Origin of the sequence: Microbacterium oleivorans, assembly GCF_013389665.1 — a bacterium.
Classification (GTDB): Bacteria; Actinomycetota; Actinomycetes; order Actinomycetales; family Microbacteriaceae; genus Microbacterium; species Microbacterium oleivorans_C.
The window spans coordinates 2,889,013-2,908,663 of record NZ_CP058316.1; the positions used below are offsets into that span (position 1 = coordinate 2,889,013).

Genomic DNA, 19,651 nt, shown 5'->3' on the forward strand with positions numbered 1-19,651 from the left:
AAGCCATGCCCCTCTCCGTCGCCGTCTCCGGCGCTTCCGGCTACGCGGGAGGCGAGATCCTGCGCCTGCTCGCCGCCCACCCCGAGGTCGAGATCCGCACGGTCACCGCGCACTCCAACGCCGGTCAGCCGCTCATCGACCACCAACCGCACCTGCGGTCGCTGCGGCACCTGACCCTGCAACCCTCGACGCCCGAGGTGCTCACCGGACACGACATCGTCTTCCTGGCGCTGCCGCACGGTCAGTCCGGAGCCTTCACCGACGCGCTCACGGGCACCTCGCTCGTGATCGACGCCGGCGCCGATCACCGGCTCACCTCCGCCGACGACTGGGCGGCCTTCTACGGCGGCGCCTTCCACGATCCGTGGGCCTACGGCGTCCCCGAGCTGCCCGTCGCCGGAGGTTCCGCCGGCACCAAGCAGCGCGACCGGCTCGTCGGTGCCTCGCGCATCGCGGCACCGGGCTGCAACGCCTCGACCGTCGCGCTCAGCCTCGCCCCCGGGGTCGCCGCCGGCGTGATCGACCCGGGCGACATCGTGAGCGTGCTCGCCGTCGGCCCGTCCGGCGCGGGCAAGAGCCTCAAGACCACCCTGCTCGCGGCCGAGATCCTCGGCTCCGCCAACGCCTACGGGGTCGGCGGCACGCACCGGCACATCCCCGAGATTCGGCAGGCGTTGCGCGAGGCCGGTGCGGTGGGCGAGATCCGCATCTCGTTCACGCCCGTGCTCGTGCCGATGTCGCGCGGCATCCTCGCCACCTCGACCGCACCGATCACCGAGGGTGTCACCGACGCGCAGATCCGCGACGCGTGGGAGAGCGCGTACGCCGGCGAGGCGTTCGTGCAGCTGCTGCCCGAGGGGACCTTCCCGCGCACCGCCGACGTCGTGGGCGCCAACACCGCGCTGATGGGCCTCGCGATCGACCGCGCAGCCGGTCGTGTCGTTGTGGTCACCGCGGTCGACAACCTCGCCAAGGGCACCGCCGGTGCCGCCATCCAGTCGATGAACATCGCCCTGGGGCTCCCCGAGACCCTGGGCCTGAGCGTGAACGGAGTCGCCCCGTGAGCGTCACCGCCCCCCGGGGTTTCGCGGCGGCGGGGGTCGCCGCGGGCCTGAAATCCACCGGCAAGCCCGACGTGGCCGTCGTCGTCAACCGCGGCCCGCACAAGGTCGGCACGGCCGTGTTCACATCGAATCGAGCCAAGGCCAACCCGATCCTGTGGTCGCAGCAGGCGGTGGCCGACGGCGTGGTCGAGGCGGTCGTCCTCAACTCCGGTGGCGCGAACTGCTTCACCGGCACGTTCGGCTTCCAGACCACTCACCAGACCGCCGAGAAGGCCGGCGAGCTGCTGGGCGTGAGCCCCGGCGACGTGCTCGTGTGCTCGACCGGACTCATCGGAACCGGGGACGAGGTCTTCCGGACGAAGGTGCTCGACGGCACCACGGCTGCCATCGGATCGCTCAGCGACGACGGGGGCGAGGATGCGGCGCGGGCGATCATGACCACCGATTCGCGGCCGAAGAACGCCGTCGTCTCGCGCGGCGGATGGACGATCGGCGGCATGGCCAAGGGCGCGGGCATGCTCGCGCCGGGTCTCGCGACGATGCTGGTGGTCATCACCACCGACGCGGTGCTCGACCGGGATGCCGCCGATGCCGCTCTGCGGTCGGCGACGCGCACCAGCTTCGATCGTCTCGACTCCGACGGCTGCATGTCGACCAACGACCAGGTGACGCTGATGGTCAGCGGAGCCTCGGGCGTGGTCCCCGACACGGACGAGTTCGCCGACGCGCTCGCCGAGCTCTGCCGCGATCTCGCGGAGCAGCTGCAGGGCGACGCCGAGGGCGCGAGCCACGACATCTCGATCGAGGTCGTCGGTGCGGCATCCGAGGACGACGCGGTGGTGGTGGGTCGCTCGGTCGCGCGCAACAACCTCTTCAAGGCCGCGATCTTCGGAAACGACCCGAATTGGGGCCGGGTGCTCGCCGCGATCGGCACCACCGACGCGACGTTCGACCCGTACGACGTCGACGTGTCGTTCAACGGGGTGCGGGTCTGCAGCGCCGGTGGACCGGATCGCCCTCGCGAGGACGTCGACCTGACGCCGCGCGCGACGCACATCCTCATCGACCTGAAGTCCGGCGATGCGGCGGCGACGATCCTCACGAACGATCTGACGCACGAGTACGTCCACGAGAACAGCGCGTACTCCTCATGAACGACATCGACCTGCAGCACACGACGCCCGAAGAGGCGGCGGCCAAAGCCGGTGTCCTCATCGAGTCTCTGCCCTGGCTGCAGCGCTTCCGCGACCAGATCATCGTGATCAAGTACGGCGGCAACGCGATGGTTTCGGAGGAGTTGCAGGAGTCCTTCGCCCAGGACATCGCCTACCTCCGCTTCGTCGGGGTCAAGCCCGTCGTCGTGCACGGCGGTGGCCCGCAGATCTCGAAGATGCTCGACCGCCTCTCGATCGAGAGCGAGTTCAAGGGCGGGTACCGGGTGACGAGCACCGAGGCCATCGACGTCGTCCGGATGGTGCTCACCGGCCAGATCAACCCGCAGCTGGTCGCCCGCATCAACGCCTACGGGCCCTTCGCGACCGGTCTGTCGGGTGAGGACGCCGGCCTGTTCGGCGGTCGACGCCGCGGGGTCATCGTCGACGGGACCGAGCACGACCTCGGACACGTCGGCGACGTCGTCGCGGTCGATCCGCAGCCGGTGCTCGACCAGCTCGCCGCCGGCCGCATCCCGGTGATCTCGTCGATCGCTCCCGACCTCGACAACCCGGGGCAATCGCTCAACGTCAACGCGGATGCCGCCGCGGCCGCAGTGGCCACGGCGCTGAATGCGACGAAGCTCGTCGTGCTCACGGATGTGCCCGGGCTCTACGCCGACTGGCCCAACCGCGACTCGCTCGTCTCGCACCTGACGGCGACCGACCTGCGCGCGATGCTCCCCGGCCTCGAGTCGGGCATGATCCCCAAGATGCAAGCCTGCCTCGACGCCGTCGACGGGGGAGTGGACACGGCCGCGATCATCGACGGACGCCAGCCGCACTCGGTGCTCGTCGAGGTCTTCACGGCGCAAGGAATCGGCACGGAGGTGGTGGCGGGATGACGAACCCGACGATCCAGCAGACGACGCCCGCATGGGCCGAAGACGTCGATCGCGACCTGGTGCGCAGCGCCGGCGCGCGTCTGGCGCTCCTCGAGCGCGGTGAGGGCGCCTACGTCTGGGACGCCGACGGCAAGCGCTACCTCGACTTCCTCGCGGGCATCGCCGTCAACTCCCTCGGCCACGCCCACCCCGTGTTCGTCGAGGCGATCTCGCGCCAGGCCGCGACGCTCTCGCACGTGTCGAACTACTTCGCCACGCCCCCGCAGCTCGCCCTCGCGGCGCGCCTGAAGCGCCTCGCCGGCACCGGCGAGGCCGGGCGCGTGTACTTCGGCAACTCCGGAGCGGAGGCCAACGAGGCGGCGTTCAAGCTCGCACGGCTCCACGGCGGCACCGGTCGCCCCCGCATCCTCGCTCTGAAGGACGCCTTCCACGGCCGCACCATGGGCACCCTCGCCCTGACCGGCAAGCCGCACATGCAGCAGCCGTTCGAGCCGATGGTGCCGGGGGTTGAGTTCCTCGACTCGACGATCGACGCGCTCGAGGCGGCGATGGACGAGCGTGTCGCCGCCCTCTTCGTCGAACCCATCAAGGGCGAGGCGGGTGTCGTGGAGCTGCCGGAGGGGTACCTGCAGGCCGCTCGCGAGATCACGTCCCGCCACGGGGCGCTGCTCATCGTCGACGAGATCCAGACCGGCGCGGGGCGCACCGGCGCATGGTTCGCCTTCCAGCACGCGGGCATCGAGCCCGACGCGATCACGGTCGCCAAGGGCATCGGCGGCGGGTTCCCGATCGGTGCGCTCATCACCTTCGAGAGCGCCAGCGACCTGTTCTACCCGGGCACCCACGGTTCGACCTTCGGCGGCAACCCGCTCGGCACCGCCGTCGCCTCGGCGGTGCTCGGCGAGATCGAGGACGCCGGGCTCGTCGAGGCCGCCGCAACCCACGGCGCTCGGGTGCGCCAGGTGCTCGAGACCATGGACTCCCCGCTCATCGAGGGTGTGCGCGGACGCGGTCTGCTGCTGGGCGTCGCGCTGCGGCATCCGGTCGCCGGGTCCGTCGTCGCGGCGGCGCAGGAGCACGGTCTCATCGTCAACGCCGCCAACGACCGCACGGTGCGCATCGCGCCGCCCCTGACCATCGGCGACGTCGAGATCGACGAGTTCGCCGAGCTGTTCGCCGCCGCTTTGCACACCGTCGAATCGGCCCTGCTTCTCGAAGACACGACCACGGAGGAATCCGCATGACCCGCCATCTGCTCCGCGACGACGACCTGAGCCCGGCCGAGCAGGCCGAGGTGCTCGACCTCGCCCTCGCGCTGAAGAAGGACCGCTGGAAGCTCAAGCCCCTCGAGGGCCCGCAGACGGTAGCCGTCATCTTCGACAAGTCGTCGACGCGCACGCGCGTGTCGTTCGCCGTCGGCATCGCCGATCTGGGCGGCTCGCCGCTGATCATCTCGACGGCCAACAGCCAGCTCGGCGGCAAAGAGACGCCCTCCGACACCGCGCGGGTGCTCGAACGTCAGGTCGCCGCGATCGTCTGGCGCACCTACGCCCAGGCCGGTCTCGAAGAGATGGCGCAGGGAACGCGGGTGCCCGTCGTCAATGCGCTCAGCGACGACTTCCACCCGTGCCAGCTGCTCGCCGACCTCCTGACGATCCGCGAGCACAAGGGCGACCTCGCCGGTCTCACGCTGTCGTTCTTCGGCGACGGCCGCTCCAACATGGGGCACTCGTACGTCCTCGCCGGTGTCACCGCAGGCATGCATGTTCGGGTCGCCGCCCCCGAGGGTTACGGGCCGCGCGAGGACGTCGTCGCCGACGCGCAGCGCATCGCCGCGCGGACCGGCGGCTCGGTCACCATCCTGATCGACCCGAGCGAGGCCGCGTCGGGCGCCGATGTGATCGTCACCGACACGTGGGTCTCGATGGGCAAGGAAGAGGAGAAGCTCGCGCGCATCGACGACCTCGGCGCCTACAAGGTCACCCAGCAGACTATGGATGCCGCCGCCCCCGGCGCCATCTTCATCCACTGCCTGCCCGCCGACCGCGGCTACGAGGTCGACGCCGACGTCATCGACGGACCGCAGAGCGTCGTGTGGGATGAGGCCGAGAACCGCCTGCACGCGCAGAAGGCGCTGCTCGTCTGGCTCCTGCGTCAGCAGTGACCGGGCGGTGACGGAGGGACGGTGACGCCGGTGCCGGGGTGGGGCGAAGCTCTGCGACAGCGGTCGCTGTTCTCCCCGTCGCGCATCGACGGCGTCGACCTCGCGCGCGGGCTCGCGGTGATCGGCATGCTCGCGGCGCACCTGCTCGTCATCCCCGACCTCGACTGGACCGACCCGGCGACCTACGACGGGCTCGTCCATGGACGATCATCGATCCTCTTCGCGACCCTCGCAGGAGTCTCGATCGGGCTTATCAGCGGCGGCCTCCGGCCGGTGAGCGGGCCCGGGCTCGCGACCGCGCGGCTGCGACTGCTGGTGCGTGCCGCGGCGATCTGGGTCGTGGGCGTCGTGCTGATCCTCTTCGCGGTGCCGGTGTACGTCATCCTGCCCGCCTACGCGGTTCTCTTCATCATCGCCGCCGCGGTCCTGCCGCTGCGTGCCCGGTCGCTTGCCATCGCCGCCGTGGTGGTGGGAGTGATCGCGCCGTTCCCGCAGGCAGCGATCGACGCGCTCGCGTTCTGGTCGACGCCGGCCGGTGACGACCTGTCGAACGCCGTCGGCTGGCACTACCCGTTCCTCACCTGGATCGCCTTCGTGCTGGCGGGCATGGCCGCCGCCCGATGCGACCTGCGCCGCCGGTACACGCCGGTGCTGCTCGTTCTCGTCGGCGCCGGCCTCGCCCTCGCCGGCGCCGTGCTGGACGTCGTCTGGGGTGAGTCCGAGTCCTTCGGCGAGACGGTGTGGACCGGAGAGGCGCATTCGTCGGGACTGTTCGAGGTCGTCGGCTCCGGCGGGTTCGCGCTGCTGGTGCTCGGCCTCTGCATCCTCCTGTGCCGCACGCCCCTGACGTGGCTCGCGCTGCCGCTGCGGGCCGTCGGCTCGATGCCGCTCACGGCCTACAGTGCGCAGATCGTCGTGTGGGCGGCGTCGAGACCGGCTCCCGAGCCGGGAACGTTCGAGCTCGACGCGTACCGTGCCCTGGAGCCGTTCTGGCCCATGACCCTCGGGATCGTCGCCGGCTGCACGCTCTGGGCACTCCTCGTCGGGCGCGGGCCGCTCGAGGCCGGGATCGACGCGCTCGCCCGGCGCGTCGTGCCGGGAACGGCGGTGGTCGCGAGCGCCTCGGCCGCCGATCGGGGCGGCTCGGCCCGCCCCGATAAGCTGGAGCGATGAGCGCAGACACGTCAGGCGGCACGAACTCCGGGGCTCTCTGGGGAGCCCGCTTCGCGTCGGGTCCGGCACCCGAGCTGGCGCGCCTGAGCCGATCGACGCACTTCGACTGGGCGCTCGCCAGCTACGACATCGCCGGATCGCACGCCCATGCCAAGGCTCTCGCCGCCGCCGGGTATCTGACCCCCGACGAGGAGAGCCGCATGCACGCGGGTCTCGACACCGTCCTCGCTGCCGTGCGTGACGGCTCGCTCCTGCCCGCGCCGGACGACGAAGACGTCCACGGTGCTCTCGAGGCCGCGCTCATCGCAACCGTCGGCGCCGACCTCGGCGGCAAGCTGCGCGCCGGTCGCAGTCGCAACGACCAGATCGCGACCCTCGTGCGGCTCTACCTGCTCGACCACGCCGAGGTGATCGCCCGCGACATCCTGCGCCTCATCGACGCGATCGTCGGGCAGGCCGAGGCGCATTCGCGCGCGATCATGCCCGGTCGCACCCACCTGCAGCACGCGCAGCCGGTGCTGCTGGCGCACCACCTGCAGGCCCACGCCTGGCCGCTCCTGCGCGACCTCGAGCGACTACGCGACTGGGCGGCACGCGCCCGCGTCTCGCCGTACGGCGGGGGAGCGCTCGCCGGGGCGACGCTCGGTCTCGACCCGCAGCTGGTGGCGACCGAGCTCGGTCTCGACCGCCCCGCCGAGAACTCCATCGACGGCACGTCGTCGCGCGACGTCGTGGCGGAGTTCGCGTTCGTCTCGGCGATGATCGCCGTCGACATCTCGCGCTTCGCCGAAGACATCATCATCTGGAACACGCGCGAGTTCGGCTTCGTCACGCTCGACGACGGCTACTCGACCGGGTCGAGCATCATGCCGCAGAAGAAGAACCCCGACATCGCCGAGCTCGCCCGCGGCAAGGCCGGCCGTGTGATCGGCAACCTGTCGGGGCTGCTCGCCACGCTCAAGGCCCTGCCGCTGGCGTACAACCGCGACCTGCAGGAGGACAAGGAGCCGGTCTTCGACTCGATCGAGACGCTCGAGGTCGTGCTCCCCGCGTTCGCCGGCATGGTCGCGACGCTGCGCTTCGACCTCGACCGCATGGCCGAGCTCGCACCCCAGGGTTTCTCGCTCGCCACCGACGTGGCCGAATGGCTCGTCAAGCGGGGCGTGCCCTTCCGCGAGGCTCACGAGGTGTCGGGCTCGCTCGTCCGCCTGTGCGAGGAGCGGGGCATCGAGCTGCACGAGGCGTCGGACGACGACCTCGCAGCGGTGTCCGTGCACCTCGACCCTCGTGTGCGCGAAGTGCTCTCGCCCGAGGGCTCGGTCGCGAGCCGCGACGGCGCCGGCGGCACTGCCCCGGTGCGTGTCGACGAGCAGCGGGCGGCGCTCATCGCCCGCGCGCAGCAGGCCGTGCACATTTGGCGGCACTGACATCAGTCGTACGCTGATATCTCGGCGTTATCAGACCACGACTTATATCTCAGCGATATAAGTGTTAATCTCATATCATGACGATCGCTGTGATCGCCGACATCGTCGGCTCTCGCCGCCTCGATGACCGCAGCCTCACCCAGGCGCGGATCGAGCGGACGATCGCCGAGGTCGACGCGGCGCTCCCGGTGAGCCGAGCCCCGATGCGCGCGACGTTCGCCGACGAGTTCCAAGCCGTGTTCGATGAGCTCGACGACGCGCTGGCCTGGCTCCTGCTCCTGCAGCTCGCTCTGCCCGATGAGGCGGCACTGCGGTTCGGGGTGGGTGTCGGAGACGTCGACCAGGTCGACTCCGCCACGCCGACGATCTCAGACGGCCCCGGATGGTGGCGCGCACGCGAGGCGATCGAGCAGGTCCACGGTCTGCAGGACCGCACCGTGCCGCGCGCCCGCACCCGCGTTGTCGCCGGTGGCGAGGAGGATGTCGCCATGGCCGACCGCATCCGTTTCGTCAACGCCTACCTGCTCGCGCGCGACGAGCTGGTCGGTGCCATGTCGCAGCGTGCCCGCCGCCTCGCCTACGGCCGGTGCCTGGGTCGCACGCAGGGTGCGCTCGCCGCCGAGGAGGGCATCTCGCAGTCGGCGGTATCGCAGCTGCTCGCCTCGTCGGGTGCTCCCGCCGTCGTCGGCGGGTTCGCGGCACTGCGGGAAGGCTTCCGATGATCGGGGCCGGGCTCGCGCTGCTCGCCGTCGGCGGGCTCGACCTCGCTCGGCGCCGCCTGGCGGGTGCCCGGCTGGGGGTCGTCCTGGTGCTGATCGGCGCCGTGCTGCTCCCGCTCGCCGCCTGGGCCGGCGCCGCCGGCTGGTGGTTCGCCGCGGTCGCCGTCGCGGCCGGGTGGGCGGCGACGACCTCGACCCGCGACCCCACGCGCTGGGGACTCTGGCCCGCGGCGGGCATCGCCGTTGTGGTGGCCGTCATGGTCGCCTTCGTCGGGGTGCGCGACGGGCAGGGCCCGCTCGAGCGCATCTGGCCGATAGACTCGCCTCTCGGCGCCGTCACCCTCGACCTCGCCGTTGCGATCGCGGGATCGCTGGTGTTCCTCGTCGAGTCGGGCAACGTCATCGTCCGTGCGTCGCTGCGCGACGGCGCCGTCGCCGAGGAGGCCACCAAAGCGCTCAAGGGCGGCCGTCTCATCGGCCCGATCGAGCGGCTGCTCGTCTTCGCCCTCACCCTCACCGGGGCGTTCACGCTGCTGGCTGCGGTCCTCGCGGCCAAGGGCATCGTGCGCTTCCCCGAGATCTCCCGCGACGAAGACGGCGGCGACCGTGCCGAGTACTTCCTCGTGGGCAGTCTCGTCAGCTGGGTCGTCGCCCTGGGAGCGGCGTTTCTCGTCTGGTGGGGTGGCGCGGGCTGACCCTTGCCGTCCCGCGCCGGCTGCGTCATGCTCGCCGCATGGCGAAGATGGAGCTTTTCGAGATCCCGGCCGACGACATCCAGCGTGCGCAGGCGTTCTATCGGTCGGTGCTCGGGTTCGAGTACGAGCCGTGGGCCGACGACATGGGCATGCTGCGGCAGCCCGATGGTCACGGTGTCGACGGTGATCTGCACCAGCGGGGTGAGGTGCCGCATCCCACGATCGTGTTCACGGTCGACCGCATCGAGGATGTCGTGGCTGCCGCGGTCGCCGCCGGCGGCGAGCAGGTGGGGGAGATCCAGCAGCTCGGCGAGGACTCGCGGTGGGTGTACCTGCGCGACTCCGAAGGCAACGTCATCGGGTTGTTCGACGAGGTCGCGGTGGGCTGACACGGGGCGGCGGCGCGCCCGCTGATAGCCTGGAGCGCGTGTCTGATGAAGCCCTGACGGCCGCCCCCGTGGCGCTCGATCCCGCGTTCGAGAACGTGTGGGACGAGCTCGTGTGGCGCGGTCTCGTGCATGTGTCCACCGACCAGGAAGCGCTGCGAGAGGCGCTCGGCGGAGACCCCATCACGTATTACTGCGGCTTCGACCCCACGGCGGCATCCCTGCACCTCGGCCACCTCGTGCAGCTGTTGACGCTCCGCCGCCTGCAGCTCGCCGGGCACAAGCCGCTCGGGCTCGTCGGAGGCTCGACGGGTCTTATCGGCGACCCGCGGCCGACTGCCGAGCGCACGCTGAACTCCCGTGAGACCGTCGCCGAGTGGGTCGACCGCCTGCGCGGCCAGATCGAGCGGTACCTGAGCTTCGAGGGCGAGAACGCTGCCCGCATGGTCAACAACCTCGACTGGACGGCACCGCTGTCGGCGATCGACTTCTTGCGCGAGATCGGCAAGCACTACCGTGTCGGCACGATGCTGAAGAAGGATGCCGTCGCCGCGCGCCTGAATTCCGATGCCGGCATCAGTTACACCGAGTTCAGCTACCAGATCCTGCAGGGTCTCGACTTCCTCGAGCTGTACCGGCAGTACGGCTGCACGCTGCAGACCGGCGGGTCGGACCAGTGGGGCAATCTCACCAGCGGCACCGACCTGATCCACCGCGTCGAGGGCACGTCGGTGCATGCCTTCGGCACGCCGCTGATCACCAACAGCGACGGCACGAAGTTCGGCAAGAGCGAGGGCAACGCGATCTGGATCGACGCGGAGCTCACGAGCGCGTACGCGTTCTACCAGTTCTGGCTCTCTACCGCGGATGCCGATGTCGTCGAGCGTCTGAAGGTGTTCACGTTCCTCTCGAGCGACGAGATCGCCGAGTACGAGCGCCTCGTCGCCGACGAGCCGTTCCGCCGCGCCGCTCAGAAGCGTCTGGCGTTCGAGGTCACCGCGACCGTCCACGGTGTCGATGCCACGGCCAAGGTCATCGCGGCGTCCGAGGCGCTGTTCGGTCAGGGCGACCTGACCGCGCTCGATGCCGACACGCTGCGCTCGGCCCTGCTCGAGCTGCCGCACGCGACCGTCCCGAAGGGAACCGGGGTCGTGCAGCTGCTGGTCGACACCGGCCTGGTCGGCAGCCTGTCGGAGGCGCGACGCGCGATCGCCCAGGGCGGCGTGTCGGTCGACGGAGTGAAGGTCGACGACGAGTCGGCCATCGTCACCGGCGACCTGCCGGGCGGGGTGTCGGTGCTGCGACGCGGCAAGAAGACGCTCGCCGGCGTTCTCATCGGGGGCTGACCAGCCGGATGCCGTTCACCCCGAGCCATGCCGTCGTCGCGCTCGCGGTCGTGCGGACCCCGCTCGTGCCCGCGGCGGTGGCGATCGGGGCGATGGCGCCGGATCTGCCGCTGTTCGCGCGCGGGATCGGCATCAGCTACGCGCAGACGCACGCGTACCCGTGGCTGACCGTGGTGATCGCGGGCGTGCTGCTGCTCGCGTGGTGGCTTCTGCTGCGCCCCGCCGCGCGTGAGCTCGCGCCGGGATGGATGGCGTCGAGGCTGCCGTCCGCGTGGGACGCGCAGGGCGGCGAGGCGCTGCGGACGGTGCGGCGGGGGACCGTGCCGATGACGGTCGCGATCATCGTGGCATCCCTCGCGATCGGGGTGCTCAGCCATATCGCGTGGGACGCGTTCACCCATGAGGGGCGGTGGGGCGTCGAGCTGATCCCGGCGCTCGCGGAGCGCTGGGGGCCGCTGCACGGCTACCGGTGGTTCCAGTACGCCTCGAGCGTGCTCGGGCTGCTGGGCCTCGCGGTAGCGGGCGCCGTGTGGCTGCGCGGTGGAGCTCGTGGCGCGGTGCGGCGGGTGCTGCCCAGCGTCGTGCGCGTGACGTGGTGGGCGTCGCTGCCGGTCGCGCTCGTGATCGCCACGGCCGTCGGGTTCGCGGCCTACGGGCCGCTGACGGCGGAGTGGACCGCGCAGCACCTCGCGTACCGGGTGCTGCCGCCGGCGTGCGCCATCTGGGGTGCCGGCACGGTGATGCTGTGCATCGCGGTGCAGATCGTGCGGCGGCGCGCCTTGCGCTGAGCTCGCGCCACCGCAGAGCCGAAGCCGACCAGCTCGATACAGGGTGCGTTACTCGACACCGCGGAGGCGGTCGATCTCGCGACGCTCGCGCTTGGTCGGGCGCCCGGCACCGCGGTCGCGGACGGCGAGCATCGCGGTGGGTTCGCGCGGGGGAGTGCGCTCGTCGACCGCTGTCGCGGCGACCGGGGCCCCGACGCGCTTGGTGAGCGTCTGGCGGACGACGAGGATGCGGTCGAAGCCCGCGATGCGCACGCGCAGCTCGTCTCCCGGGCGCACCGACTGGGATGCCTTGACCTTCTCGCCGTTGACGCGGACGTGTCCGGCACGGCAGGCGGTGGTCGCCGCGGAGCGGGTCTTGTAGACGCGGACCGCCCAGAGCCACGAGTCCACGCGGACGGGGGCGTCGGATGCGGTCATGCGTTCCATTCTCGCCGACGCGTCAGGTCGGGTCGCCGTCGGTGTGCTCGGTCGCGCCGGACAGGTCGAGCGAGACGAGGGCGACGTGGGGCTTCGGGCGGGCGACCTCCCGGAAGTCGGCGGTGAGGAACGTCGAGAGTGCCCCGTGGTAGAGCTCGTTCGAGGTGACTTTGCGCCCAGCATCCGGGTCGACCGGATACGCCTCGACCACTCTGGCGCCGTTCTCTCGGGCGAAGGCGACCGCCGCCTCGAGGAGCGCGGCGTTGAGGCCCGAGCCGCGGTGCTCTTTGCGCACCGCGAAGCAGCTGATGGCCCAGACATCCGCGTCGTCCCAGGGCTCTTCGGTTGCGCCGGCGTAGGCGCGCGTCTTGCTCAGGCGTACCTGGCGGGTGCGCGGACCGACGCGGACCCAGCCGGCGGCGTCGCCGTCGACGTAGGCGACGAGCCCGGGGGAGGGCGCGGCATCCACTTCATCGCGGAAGGCGTCCGCGCGTCCCGCGATGTCGGTGCGCTGGAAGTCGGCGTTCGTCATCGTCCACCATTGGCACTGACACTCGCCCCCGTCGCCGCCACCGCTCATCGCCTGCTGCGCGTCGCTGAAGCTGCCGGGTGTCACCGGCACGATCGTCGTCTCGCTCATGGGCCGACCGTAGCGCCCAGCTCCGACACCGGCAACGCGCCCGGGTGCAGCGGTTCGCGAGCAAGCCCGGGACCGGTTAGGATAGGGGAGTTGTCCGCGTGCGGACAGCGGACCGGGATGTGGCGCAGCTTGGTAGCGCACTTGACTGGGGGTCAAGGGGTCGCAGGTTCAAATCCTGTCATCCCGACCAATTGAGAGTTACTCAAACCAATGGACGCAAAGTCCCTTTTGGTCGACGAGAAGGAGCCCTCCGCGGAAACGCGGGGGGCTTCTTCGTTTTGGCGAGAGTGAGCGTCGCTCCAGGAATGCAGTGCGGCGATCACGTCGGTGCGAACGGGGTCGATGCGAAGCCGTCCGTCTTCGACATAGACCACTAGTCGGTCGAAGAAGGCCGCGAGCAGGTCTCGTCGCACGTTGTCAGATACCCGAGAGTAGAACTCGTCAGGCTCCTCGAACAGGTCCAGGTAGGCGAGCACGGTCTCGGCGCCGGAGCGCAGGTGCTTCTCCGTGCGCTGGAGGCGCTCGCTGATAGATGCCTTCTGCATGGTGATGTCATTCAGCCGTGTCCGCAGCTTATCGCTGGGCATCGTACCGTCGGCGGCGAGGTCAATCAGTCGGTCCTCCTGTGATTCGAGCGTTTGGAGCTGTTTGCGGAGGTTCGACTTGAGTTCCCGTTCTGCCGCCTGCAACGTATCCATTGCCGCGGTTACCTCGGCTCGGAGCGCTGTGAGGGTGGCTGCATCGAATCGCTCCGCTGCGACGGCGCGATGCACGGCGGCTTCGACGTCATCGAGCCGGATAGTTCCGATCGAACAGCGGCCTCGTTGTTTCGCCGCGCAGAGGTAGTACTCGTACAGGCCCCCGTTGCCAGTGTTCTGGCTGTAGACGAGTCTGCTCGTGCGGCCCTCGTCGGCGCAGGTCCCACACGCGAGCAGACCCTTCAGGTAGTGAAAGTGGATCATGTCTCGGTCGCCTTTACGGTTCCGGCGGTCCAAGATCTTCTGGACCTCGAGGAAAGTTGTCTTGCTGACGATCGCTTGGTGACGGCCGGGGTAAAGAGCTCCCTTGAAGCGGATGGCACCGGTGTAGTACGGATCGCGAAGAATTTTCGCAAGCGCGCTCGGCGACAGGGGGCGGGCGGGCCGCTTCGCAGATGGCCGCGTGGTCAAGCCTTGGTCTTCAAGTAGTCCCGCGAGTTGCCAGATCGAGTACTGATCAGTCGCGTATTGCTCAAACGCCCGGCGGATGAGTTCGTATCTCGCTGGGTCGAGGTCGATCGTGTTGACGAGCCGACCGTCGTAGTCCTTACGGACGTTGAGGTAGCCGAGCTTCGCTCGACCGACACTTCCGCCCCGCTGCACCTTATGGGCCATCTTGATCCTGATGTCCTCGCCAGACTGGCGGACTTGGACTTCGTTCATGATGTCGGTGATGGCTTCCATGGCGTCTCCCATGTAGCCGTCACCGAACCTCTCCTTCGCTGAGACGAGCGTGACCCCCTTATCCCGTAGCCGGATCTTCGTCACGGCGGCGTCGAGGTGATTCCGAAACACGCGGGAACGCATGTAGATCACGACGTAGCGCACCTCAGGAGGAAGTTTTTCGTCCCTTCGCCGGATTCTTCGCGGTACGGTAAGCCACCGCATGACGCGAGGCCGCGTGATGGGGCGTTAGTCATCTATTGGGGTTTGGCTTTTCGGGGGCGTCGTGGGTTTTGTGCTGTCGCGTTTTGGTTCGTCGAGGGTGAAATCGATCGGGGTGAGCGCGGGGAGCCTGACCCGCTTTTCCGGACACCAGTTTTGAGGCGATGATCGTCTCGGAAGGAGTCCGTGAGATGCCTGCTGCCCACCCGCCGGAGTTCCGGCGTCGAGCCCTTGATCTCGTTGCCCAGGGAAACCCGGTTGCGCAGACCGCTCGTGATCTTGGGATCAGCGAGTCGTGCCTGCGGAACTGGATGAACCGTGACGCGGTCGACTCCGGCCGCAAGTCCGGGATCACGACCGATGAGCACAAGGAGCTCGTCGAGTTGCGGCGCCGGAACCGGGTGCTGGAGATGGAGATCGAGATCCTCAAGCGCGCGTCGGCGTACTTCGCGAGGGAGAACGTGCTCCCAAAATAGGGTTCCGGCTGGTCCAGGAGCTCGCCGCTGACGGTGTTCCCGTCGCGGTGGCCTGCCGGTTCCTGAACGTCTCGAAGTCCGGCTTCTACGAGTGGGTCGGCCGGCCACCATCGCGGCGTGCGGTCTCGGATGCGGAGCTGACGACCACGATCCGTCGAATCCACGCTGACTCGAGGGGGACGTATGGGGCGCCGCGGGTGCTTGCCGAGCTTCGGCTCGGACTCGGGGTTCACGTTGGCCGGAAACGCGTCGCCCGGCTGATGCGGATCGACGGTCTTGTGGGCGTCTCGCACCGCCGGAAGCGGCGCGGATGGAAGCCCGATACCGCTACGCACGAGGACCTCGTGAAGCGACAGTTCCGCGCCGACACGCCGAACCGGCTGTGGTTCTGCGACATCACGCAACACCGCGCGAAAGACGGATGGGTCTACTGCGCGGCCGTGATCGACGCGTTCAGCCGCCGGGTCGTTGGCTGGTCGATCAGCGACCGGATCACTGCGGAGATCGTCGTTGACGCGCTCGAGATGGCCCGCTGGCGCCGCCGCCCCGAACCCGGGACCGTGGTCCACGCGGACCGAGGAGCGCAATACACCTCATGGCTCTTCGGGCATAGGCTCCGCCAAGCCGGGCTCCTCGGCTCAATGGGACGCGTCGCTTCCAGCGTCGACAACGCACTCATCGAGAGCTTCTGGTCAACGATGCAACGCGAGCTCCTCGACCGGTCGACCTGGGCCTCGAAAGCGGAACTGTCGTCGGCGATGTTCGAGTGGATCGAAGCGTTCTACAACCCCACCCGCCGACACACCGCGCTCGGCAACCACAGCCCCGTGGAGTTCGAACGACTTCACATCCCCGCCGCAACCGCGGCATGATCAACAAAGAGAAACCGTCCGGGAAACCGGGTCAGGCTCCGCCCTCGTCGTAGCTCGGGTCGACGTGAAGGGGTTCCGGCTCTTGCGGCACGATTTCGTCGTTGAGCTTGTCGACGTTCATGGCCGTTATTCCGTGGCGCTGGGTTCTGATGCGGTGGGTCGGGGCGCCGGCCACGCTTTGCGTGGTTGGGGCACGATGGCGATGGAGCCGGTGGCGACCGAGACTCGGTATTCGCGGTCGATGGTTCTGACCGGCTTGGCGATGCTGATGAGGATGAGTGCTGTTGCGGCGAATGCGGCCGCGGCCCATGCGTTCAGTGTGTAGGGGGGGCCAAATATGAGGAGGGCTCCGCCGACGGTAGAGCCGAGGACGTTGGCGAGTCCCACTGCACTCTGAGTAAGGGCGGCGGCAAACGCCGGTGCGAAGGGAGCGGTGTCGATCAGTCGAATCTGTAACGGCAGGATGATCAGCTGTGCAGAGATGCCGATGCCGAAGGCGGCGATGAAGACGAATACTTCGCTGCTCATGGTGAGGGCGAAGACGACCATCACCACTCCGGTCACCGCGTAGGCGATTACGAGGGCGCCTTTGACCGATCTATCGGCAATCCGCCCGCCGATGACGGCGCCAACTGTCATCCCAACTCCGAAGAGCACCAGTATCCAGGGCGTGGCGCTGGTGGTGAGCCCTGCCGCCGCGGCGATGACGGAGATGTACCCGTAGACGGAGTTGATCGAGGCGAATCCGATGGCACCGGCGATGATGCCGATCCACATTTGACCTCGCTTTAGAGCGGCCAGGTCGGCCGTCACGGGTCCGGCTTCCCGAGGCTGGGCCTGCGGGAGAAGCACTGTTATGGCGATAGCTGTGGCGGTGAATATGGCGGTGATGCCTAGGAATACGGCGCTCCAGCCGGCGGTGTCGCCGAGCGCGGTCGCGAGGGGGACGCCGGCGATGTTTGCGATTGTTTGTCCGAGCACCACTGTAGAGGCGGCTCGTCCGCGGTGTTGTGGGGCCAGCAGCGTCATCGCGGTTGCAGCCGCCGCCCCGAAGTACGCGCCATGGGGCAGGCCCGAGAGGAATCGAGCGAGGATAAACACCTCAAGGTTCGGGCTGAGTGCTGTGATCAGGGTTGCGATGGCCAGGAGCACGACCTCCACGATCAGCACACGTTTGAGAGGGAGTCGGCGAAGCAGCAGGGTGAGCACCGGGGCGCCCAGCATCGCTCCGAAGGCGTAGGCGGCGATGGCCGCGCCGATGGCCTGGCTCGATGAACCGAACGATTCGGCGATGTTCGGGAGTAGACCCACCACCGCGAATTCGGTCGTTCCGAGCCCGAATGTGCCGAGGGCCAGCGCGGCCAAGGCCGGGCCGGCGGGTCTGCGACTGGCGGTCACCGTGTTCCTCCGGCGAGCTGAGATGAGCTATTCACGACGAGATGGGTGTGATTGGGTATTGCAACTGGTGCTCGCCGGGCGTTAGATGCCGGTCGATCGGACCGATCAGCAACCGTGCGGTGGTTCCCTCAGGCACAGTGACGTTCACGTCGAGGTCGTCGCCGTCGATGCGCCAGCCCGCTTGAGCGCTTCCGAATGGTGTGCCGACGGTGGCCTCAGCGTGGGTGAGCCCGGGGAGTAGGGTGGGACGGATATTGATGGTGCGGAACCCGGGTTCGGCGGGTGAGATGCCGACGAGTCGTTCGATGAGGAAACCGGTGACGGCGCCGTAGGCGTAGTGGTTGTGGCTGGCGTGTGCCTTTCCTTTCTGGGTGTAACCCTCCCAGGTTTCCCAGGTCGTGGTCGCTCCCCGCTCGACTTGGGACAGCCATGAGGGCGTCGTGGTCTGCAGAAGCAGACGTGCGGCGACATCGGCACGACCGTTGTCTGTCAGGACGAAAAGAAGCCATGGGGTGCTGAGGAATCCGGTTCCGAGATGGTCGCCGGCTTCCTCGATCAGGTCCACGAGTCGCTCAACTGCGGCGGCCTTCTCGTCGGCCTGAAGGAGGCCGAACGCGAGGGCGCGCACGTAGTCGTCTTGACGGTTCATGCCGATGCGCCCGTCGGGGTGGATGAAAGCGGCACGCCACGCTTTTCGGGTGCGGTCTGCGAGCTGCCGGTAGTGTTTAGCGTCGTTCTCGCGGTCCAGGGCGGTGGCGAGTGTGGCGAGTTGCCGCGCAGAGTGCTCGAGGTAGGCGGTGGCGATGACGGGCCCCGAGCGCAGCGCTGAGTCGGCTACGGAGGCGATGAAGGACTCACCGGGCCGGAGCCATTCACCCCAGTTGAAACCTGTGTCGACGATGTATTTCTCGTTCTCCAGCGCGGCACCTCGAGCGCGGAGACGTCGCCTGATGCTGCGCTTGTGGGCGGCTCTGTGTTCGAGGTGGTCCACCCAGCGTTTGGCGGCCGGATAAGCAAGCTCGACCGATGTGGTGTCGTCGTAGTACTGGTGGAGCACGGTGGGGAGTTGCACACTCACGTCCCCCCAGCCGGCGGAGCTGGAAAGAATGGTGAAAGCCTTACTCAGCCCGCCGCTGAAACTGGACGTCTCAGCCGGGATGAACGGTGGGATCCGCCCGTCGGGGAGCTGCTCGACGGCGAGATTGCGGAGGTAGCGGCGGAGGTACTCGGAGACGTTTGCGTAGGTCGTGGCCGTGGCGGCGAACGCCTGAATGTCACCTGTCCACCCGGATCGTTCCCGGGTGGGGCAGTCGGTCGGGGTGTCAGTGAAGTTGGACCGCATTGACCACTTTGTGTTCTCGTATAGCTTGTTCAGTCGTTCATCGGAGCACTGGAATGTGCCGGTGGGGGCGAGGTTGGTGGACAGGACGACATATTCGAGGTCGTCGGCGGTGAGCGTGTTGGGGAGCCCGTCGATTTCGACGTAGCGGAAACCGTGGATGGTGAACCATGGTTGCCACCATGTCGGGGTGCCGTCAAGGATGACCCTGTCGGCTTGGACTATTCCCTTTGCGACGGGCGGGAGGGCGAGGTAGTCGATGTCGACGCTGCCGTTGGCGGCGACGAGCTCGCTGTGGGTGAGGGTGACGACAGTGCCTGCCTTTCCCTGGAGGTGGATGCGAACCACGCCGGCGGCGTTCTGCCCGAAATCGACCAGCTGCGTGCCGGCGGGTGTGCGGGTGATGCTGAGCGGGCGCAGTGTGTCGACCTTCTCGACGCGTCCGCCCTCTTCTGGGATGAGGTTTCGCTGGGTGGGGAAAATCTCGACGGGACCGAACCTGCCGGGATCGTTCGGTGGCGGTGTCGTGGCAGAGAGCCAGTTGTCATCGGAGACGCGCAGATCCACTTTCTCTCCGAGCATGGGATCGGAGATGGATATCCGTCCGGCACCCGCGAGCCATGACGAGTCGCTGACGATGGTGGCGGTGCTTCCGTCGGTGTATTCGATGTCGATGGTGACGTGTCCGGCGAGACGGTCTCCGTAGACGTCTGGGCGACTCGAGCCGCCGATGTGACCGCGGAACCTCCCTTCCCCGATTGCCATCGCGAGCACATTGTGGCCTTCCCGTAGGTGCTCGGTGATGTCATATTCCTGGTACTCGACGTAGTGATCGAACGGTGTCCACCTGGGGACGAGCGCCGTGCCGGTCTGATTGACGGAGTTGACGAAGAACCGGTACCAGCCGAGCGCGCTCACGCGGGCCCGCGCCTCCTGGACTTTCCTTTCGACAGTCACATCACCACGCAGATAGAGCGTGGTGCGGTCGCTGGGTGAGGTAGGGGAGGGGCCGGTGATCCACTTCGCAGAGGTGGTCGCGGAAGTCATG

General features: G+C 68.5%; 19 protein-coding genes and 1 tRNA gene. 15 read left to right on the forward strand and 5 right to left on the reverse strand.

All coding sequences use genetic code 11. The features are described 5' to 3' along the window. Positions 1 to 5 precede the first annotated feature (5 nt). The 12 genes from argC to HW566_RS13770 all read left to right on the forward strand — a co-directional run bounded on the left by argC (position 6) and on the right by HW566_RS13770 (position 11,818). The gene (gene argC / locus HW566_RS13715) at positions 6 to 1,064 is read left to right on the forward strand and encodes an N-acetyl-gamma-glutamyl-phosphate reductase (protein WP_178013749.1); all 1,059 of its coding nucleotides are present in this window, start codon (positions 6 to 8) and stop codon (positions 1,062 to 1,064) included. Beyond that, a complete protein-coding gene (gene argJ, locus HW566_RS13720; RefSeq protein WP_178013751.1) occupies positions 1,061 to 2,218 on the forward strand; it encodes a bifunctional glutamate N-acetyltransferase/amino-acid acetyltransferase ArgJ in 1,158 nt (385 codons plus the stop codon). Before argC ends, argJ begins: the two co-directional genes overlap by 4 nt. Then, entirely contained in the window at positions 2,215 to 3,120 is a 906-nt protein-coding gene (gene argB, locus HW566_RS13725) for an acetylglutamate kinase (protein ID WP_178013753.1), read from the forward strand. Before argJ ends, argB begins: the two co-directional genes overlap by 4 nt. Further along, entirely contained in the window at positions 3,117 to 4,364 is a 1,248-nt protein-coding gene (locus HW566_RS13730) for an acetylornithine transaminase (RefSeq protein ID WP_178013755.1), read from the forward strand. The genes argB and HW566_RS13730 overlap by 4 nt, the downstream gene beginning before the upstream one ends. Further along, the gene (gene argF / locus HW566_RS13735) at positions 4,361 to 5,284 is read left to right on the forward strand and encodes an ornithine carbamoyltransferase (protein WP_178013757.1); all 924 of its coding nucleotides are present in this window, start codon (positions 4,361 to 4,363) and stop codon (positions 5,282 to 5,284) included. The genes HW566_RS13730 and argF overlap by 4 nt, the downstream gene beginning before the upstream one ends. A gap of 21 nt (positions 5,285 to 5,305) precedes the next feature. Continuing rightward, a complete protein-coding gene (locus HW566_RS13740) occupies positions 5,306 to 6,457 on the forward strand; it encodes a heparan-alpha-glucosaminide N-acetyltransferase domain-containing protein (protein ID WP_256728729.1) in 1,152 nt (383 codons plus the stop codon). Next, a complete protein-coding gene (argH, locus tag HW566_RS13745) occupies positions 6,454 to 7,884 on the forward strand; it encodes an argininosuccinate lyase (protein WP_178013758.1) in 1,431 nt (476 codons plus the stop codon). The genes HW566_RS13740 and argH overlap by 4 nt, the downstream gene beginning before the upstream one ends. Before the next feature lie 77 nt (positions 7,885 to 7,961). Further along, the gene (locus HW566_RS13750; protein ID WP_178013760.1) at positions 7,962 to 8,606 is read left to right on the forward strand and encodes a SatD family protein; all 645 of its coding nucleotides are present in this window, start codon (positions 7,962 to 7,964) and stop codon (positions 8,604 to 8,606) included. Beyond that, positions 8,603 to 9,298 (forward strand): hypothetical protein, encoded by a 696-nt coding sequence (locus tag HW566_RS13755; RefSeq protein ID WP_178013762.1) that lies wholly within the window; start codon positions 8,603 to 8,605, stop codon positions 9,296 to 9,298. Before HW566_RS13750 ends, HW566_RS13755 begins: the two co-directional genes overlap by 4 nt. A gap of 38 nt (positions 9,299 to 9,336) precedes the next feature. Further along, a complete protein-coding gene (locus HW566_RS13760; protein WP_256728730.1) occupies positions 9,337 to 9,687 on the forward strand; it encodes a VOC family protein in 351 nt (116 codons plus the stop codon). 38 nt (positions 9,688 to 9,725) lie between these two features. Next, entirely contained in the window at positions 9,726 to 11,030 is a 1,305-nt protein-coding gene (tyrS, locus tag HW566_RS13765; protein ID WP_178013764.1) for a tyrosine--tRNA ligase, read from the forward strand. 8 nt (positions 11,031 to 11,038) lie between these two features. Further along, positions 11,039 to 11,818, forward strand: coding sequence for a DUF4184 family protein (locus tag HW566_RS13770; protein WP_178013766.1), 780 nt, complete (start codon positions 11,039 to 11,041; stop codon positions 11,816 to 11,818). 48 nt (positions 11,819 to 11,866) lie between these two features. On the opposite strand, the gene HW566_RS13775 is transcribed toward HW566_RS13770, so the two are convergent. Both HW566_RS13775 and HW566_RS13780 read right to left on the reverse strand, forming a co-directional pair. After that, entirely contained in the window at positions 11,867 to 12,235 is a 369-nt protein-coding gene (locus tag HW566_RS13775) for an RNA-binding S4 domain-containing protein (protein ID WP_178013768.1), read from the reverse strand. A 22-nt stretch (positions 12,236 to 12,257) separates the two neighbouring features. Continuing rightward, the gene (locus tag HW566_RS13780; RefSeq protein WP_178013770.1) at positions 12,258 to 12,875 is read right to left on the reverse strand and encodes a GNAT family N-acetyltransferase; all 618 of its coding nucleotides are present in this window, start codon (positions 12,873 to 12,875) and stop codon (positions 12,258 to 12,260) included. A 113-nt stretch (positions 12,876 to 12,988) separates the two neighbouring features. On the opposite strand from HW566_RS13780, the gene HW566_RS13785 reads away from it, so the two are divergent. Then, positions 12,989 to 13,065: transfer RNA gene (locus HW566_RS13785), tRNA-Pro, on the forward strand. Here the strand turns inward: HW566_RS13785 and HW566_RS13790 are convergent. Next, positions 13,028 to 14,461: a recombinase family protein gene (locus HW566_RS13790; protein ID WP_178013772.1), complete on the reverse strand. Its 1,434-nt coding sequence runs from the start codon at positions 14,459 to 14,461 to the stop codon at positions 13,028 to 13,030. The two genes, HW566_RS13785 and HW566_RS13790, sit on opposite strands and share 38 nt — an antisense overlap. 248 nt (positions 14,462 to 14,709) lie before the next feature. Here HW566_RS13790 and HW566_RS13795 point away from each other — a divergent pair, with 248 nt between their 5' ends. Both HW566_RS13795 and HW566_RS13800 read left to right on the forward strand, forming a co-directional pair. Next, on the forward strand, positions 14,710 to 14,994 hold the full coding sequence (locus HW566_RS13795) for a transposase (RefSeq protein WP_165817905.1): 285 nt from the start codon (positions 14,710 to 14,712) through the stop codon (positions 14,992 to 14,994). A 47-nt stretch (positions 14,995 to 15,041) separates the two neighbouring features. After that, complete coding sequence (locus HW566_RS13800) at positions 15,042 to 15,866, forward strand: IS3 family transposase (protein ID WP_256728731.1); 825 nt, start codon at positions 15,042 to 15,044, stop codon at positions 15,864 to 15,866. Between the two features lie 126 nt (positions 15,867 to 15,992). Here HW566_RS13800 and HW566_RS13805 read toward each other — a convergent pair whose 3' ends face one another. Beyond that, positions 15,993 to 17,264: an MFS transporter gene (locus HW566_RS13805; RefSeq protein WP_178013774.1), complete on the reverse strand. Its 1,272-nt coding sequence runs from the start codon at positions 17,262 to 17,264 to the stop codon at positions 15,993 to 15,995. Positions 17,265 to 17,295: 31 nt separating this feature from the next. Beyond that, positions 17,296 to 19,650, reverse strand: a complete 2,355-nt coding sequence (locus HW566_RS13810; protein WP_178013776.1) for an alpha-L-rhamnosidase — start codon at positions 19,648 to 19,650, stop codon at positions 17,296 to 17,298. Position 19,651: the final 1 nt, after the last annotated feature.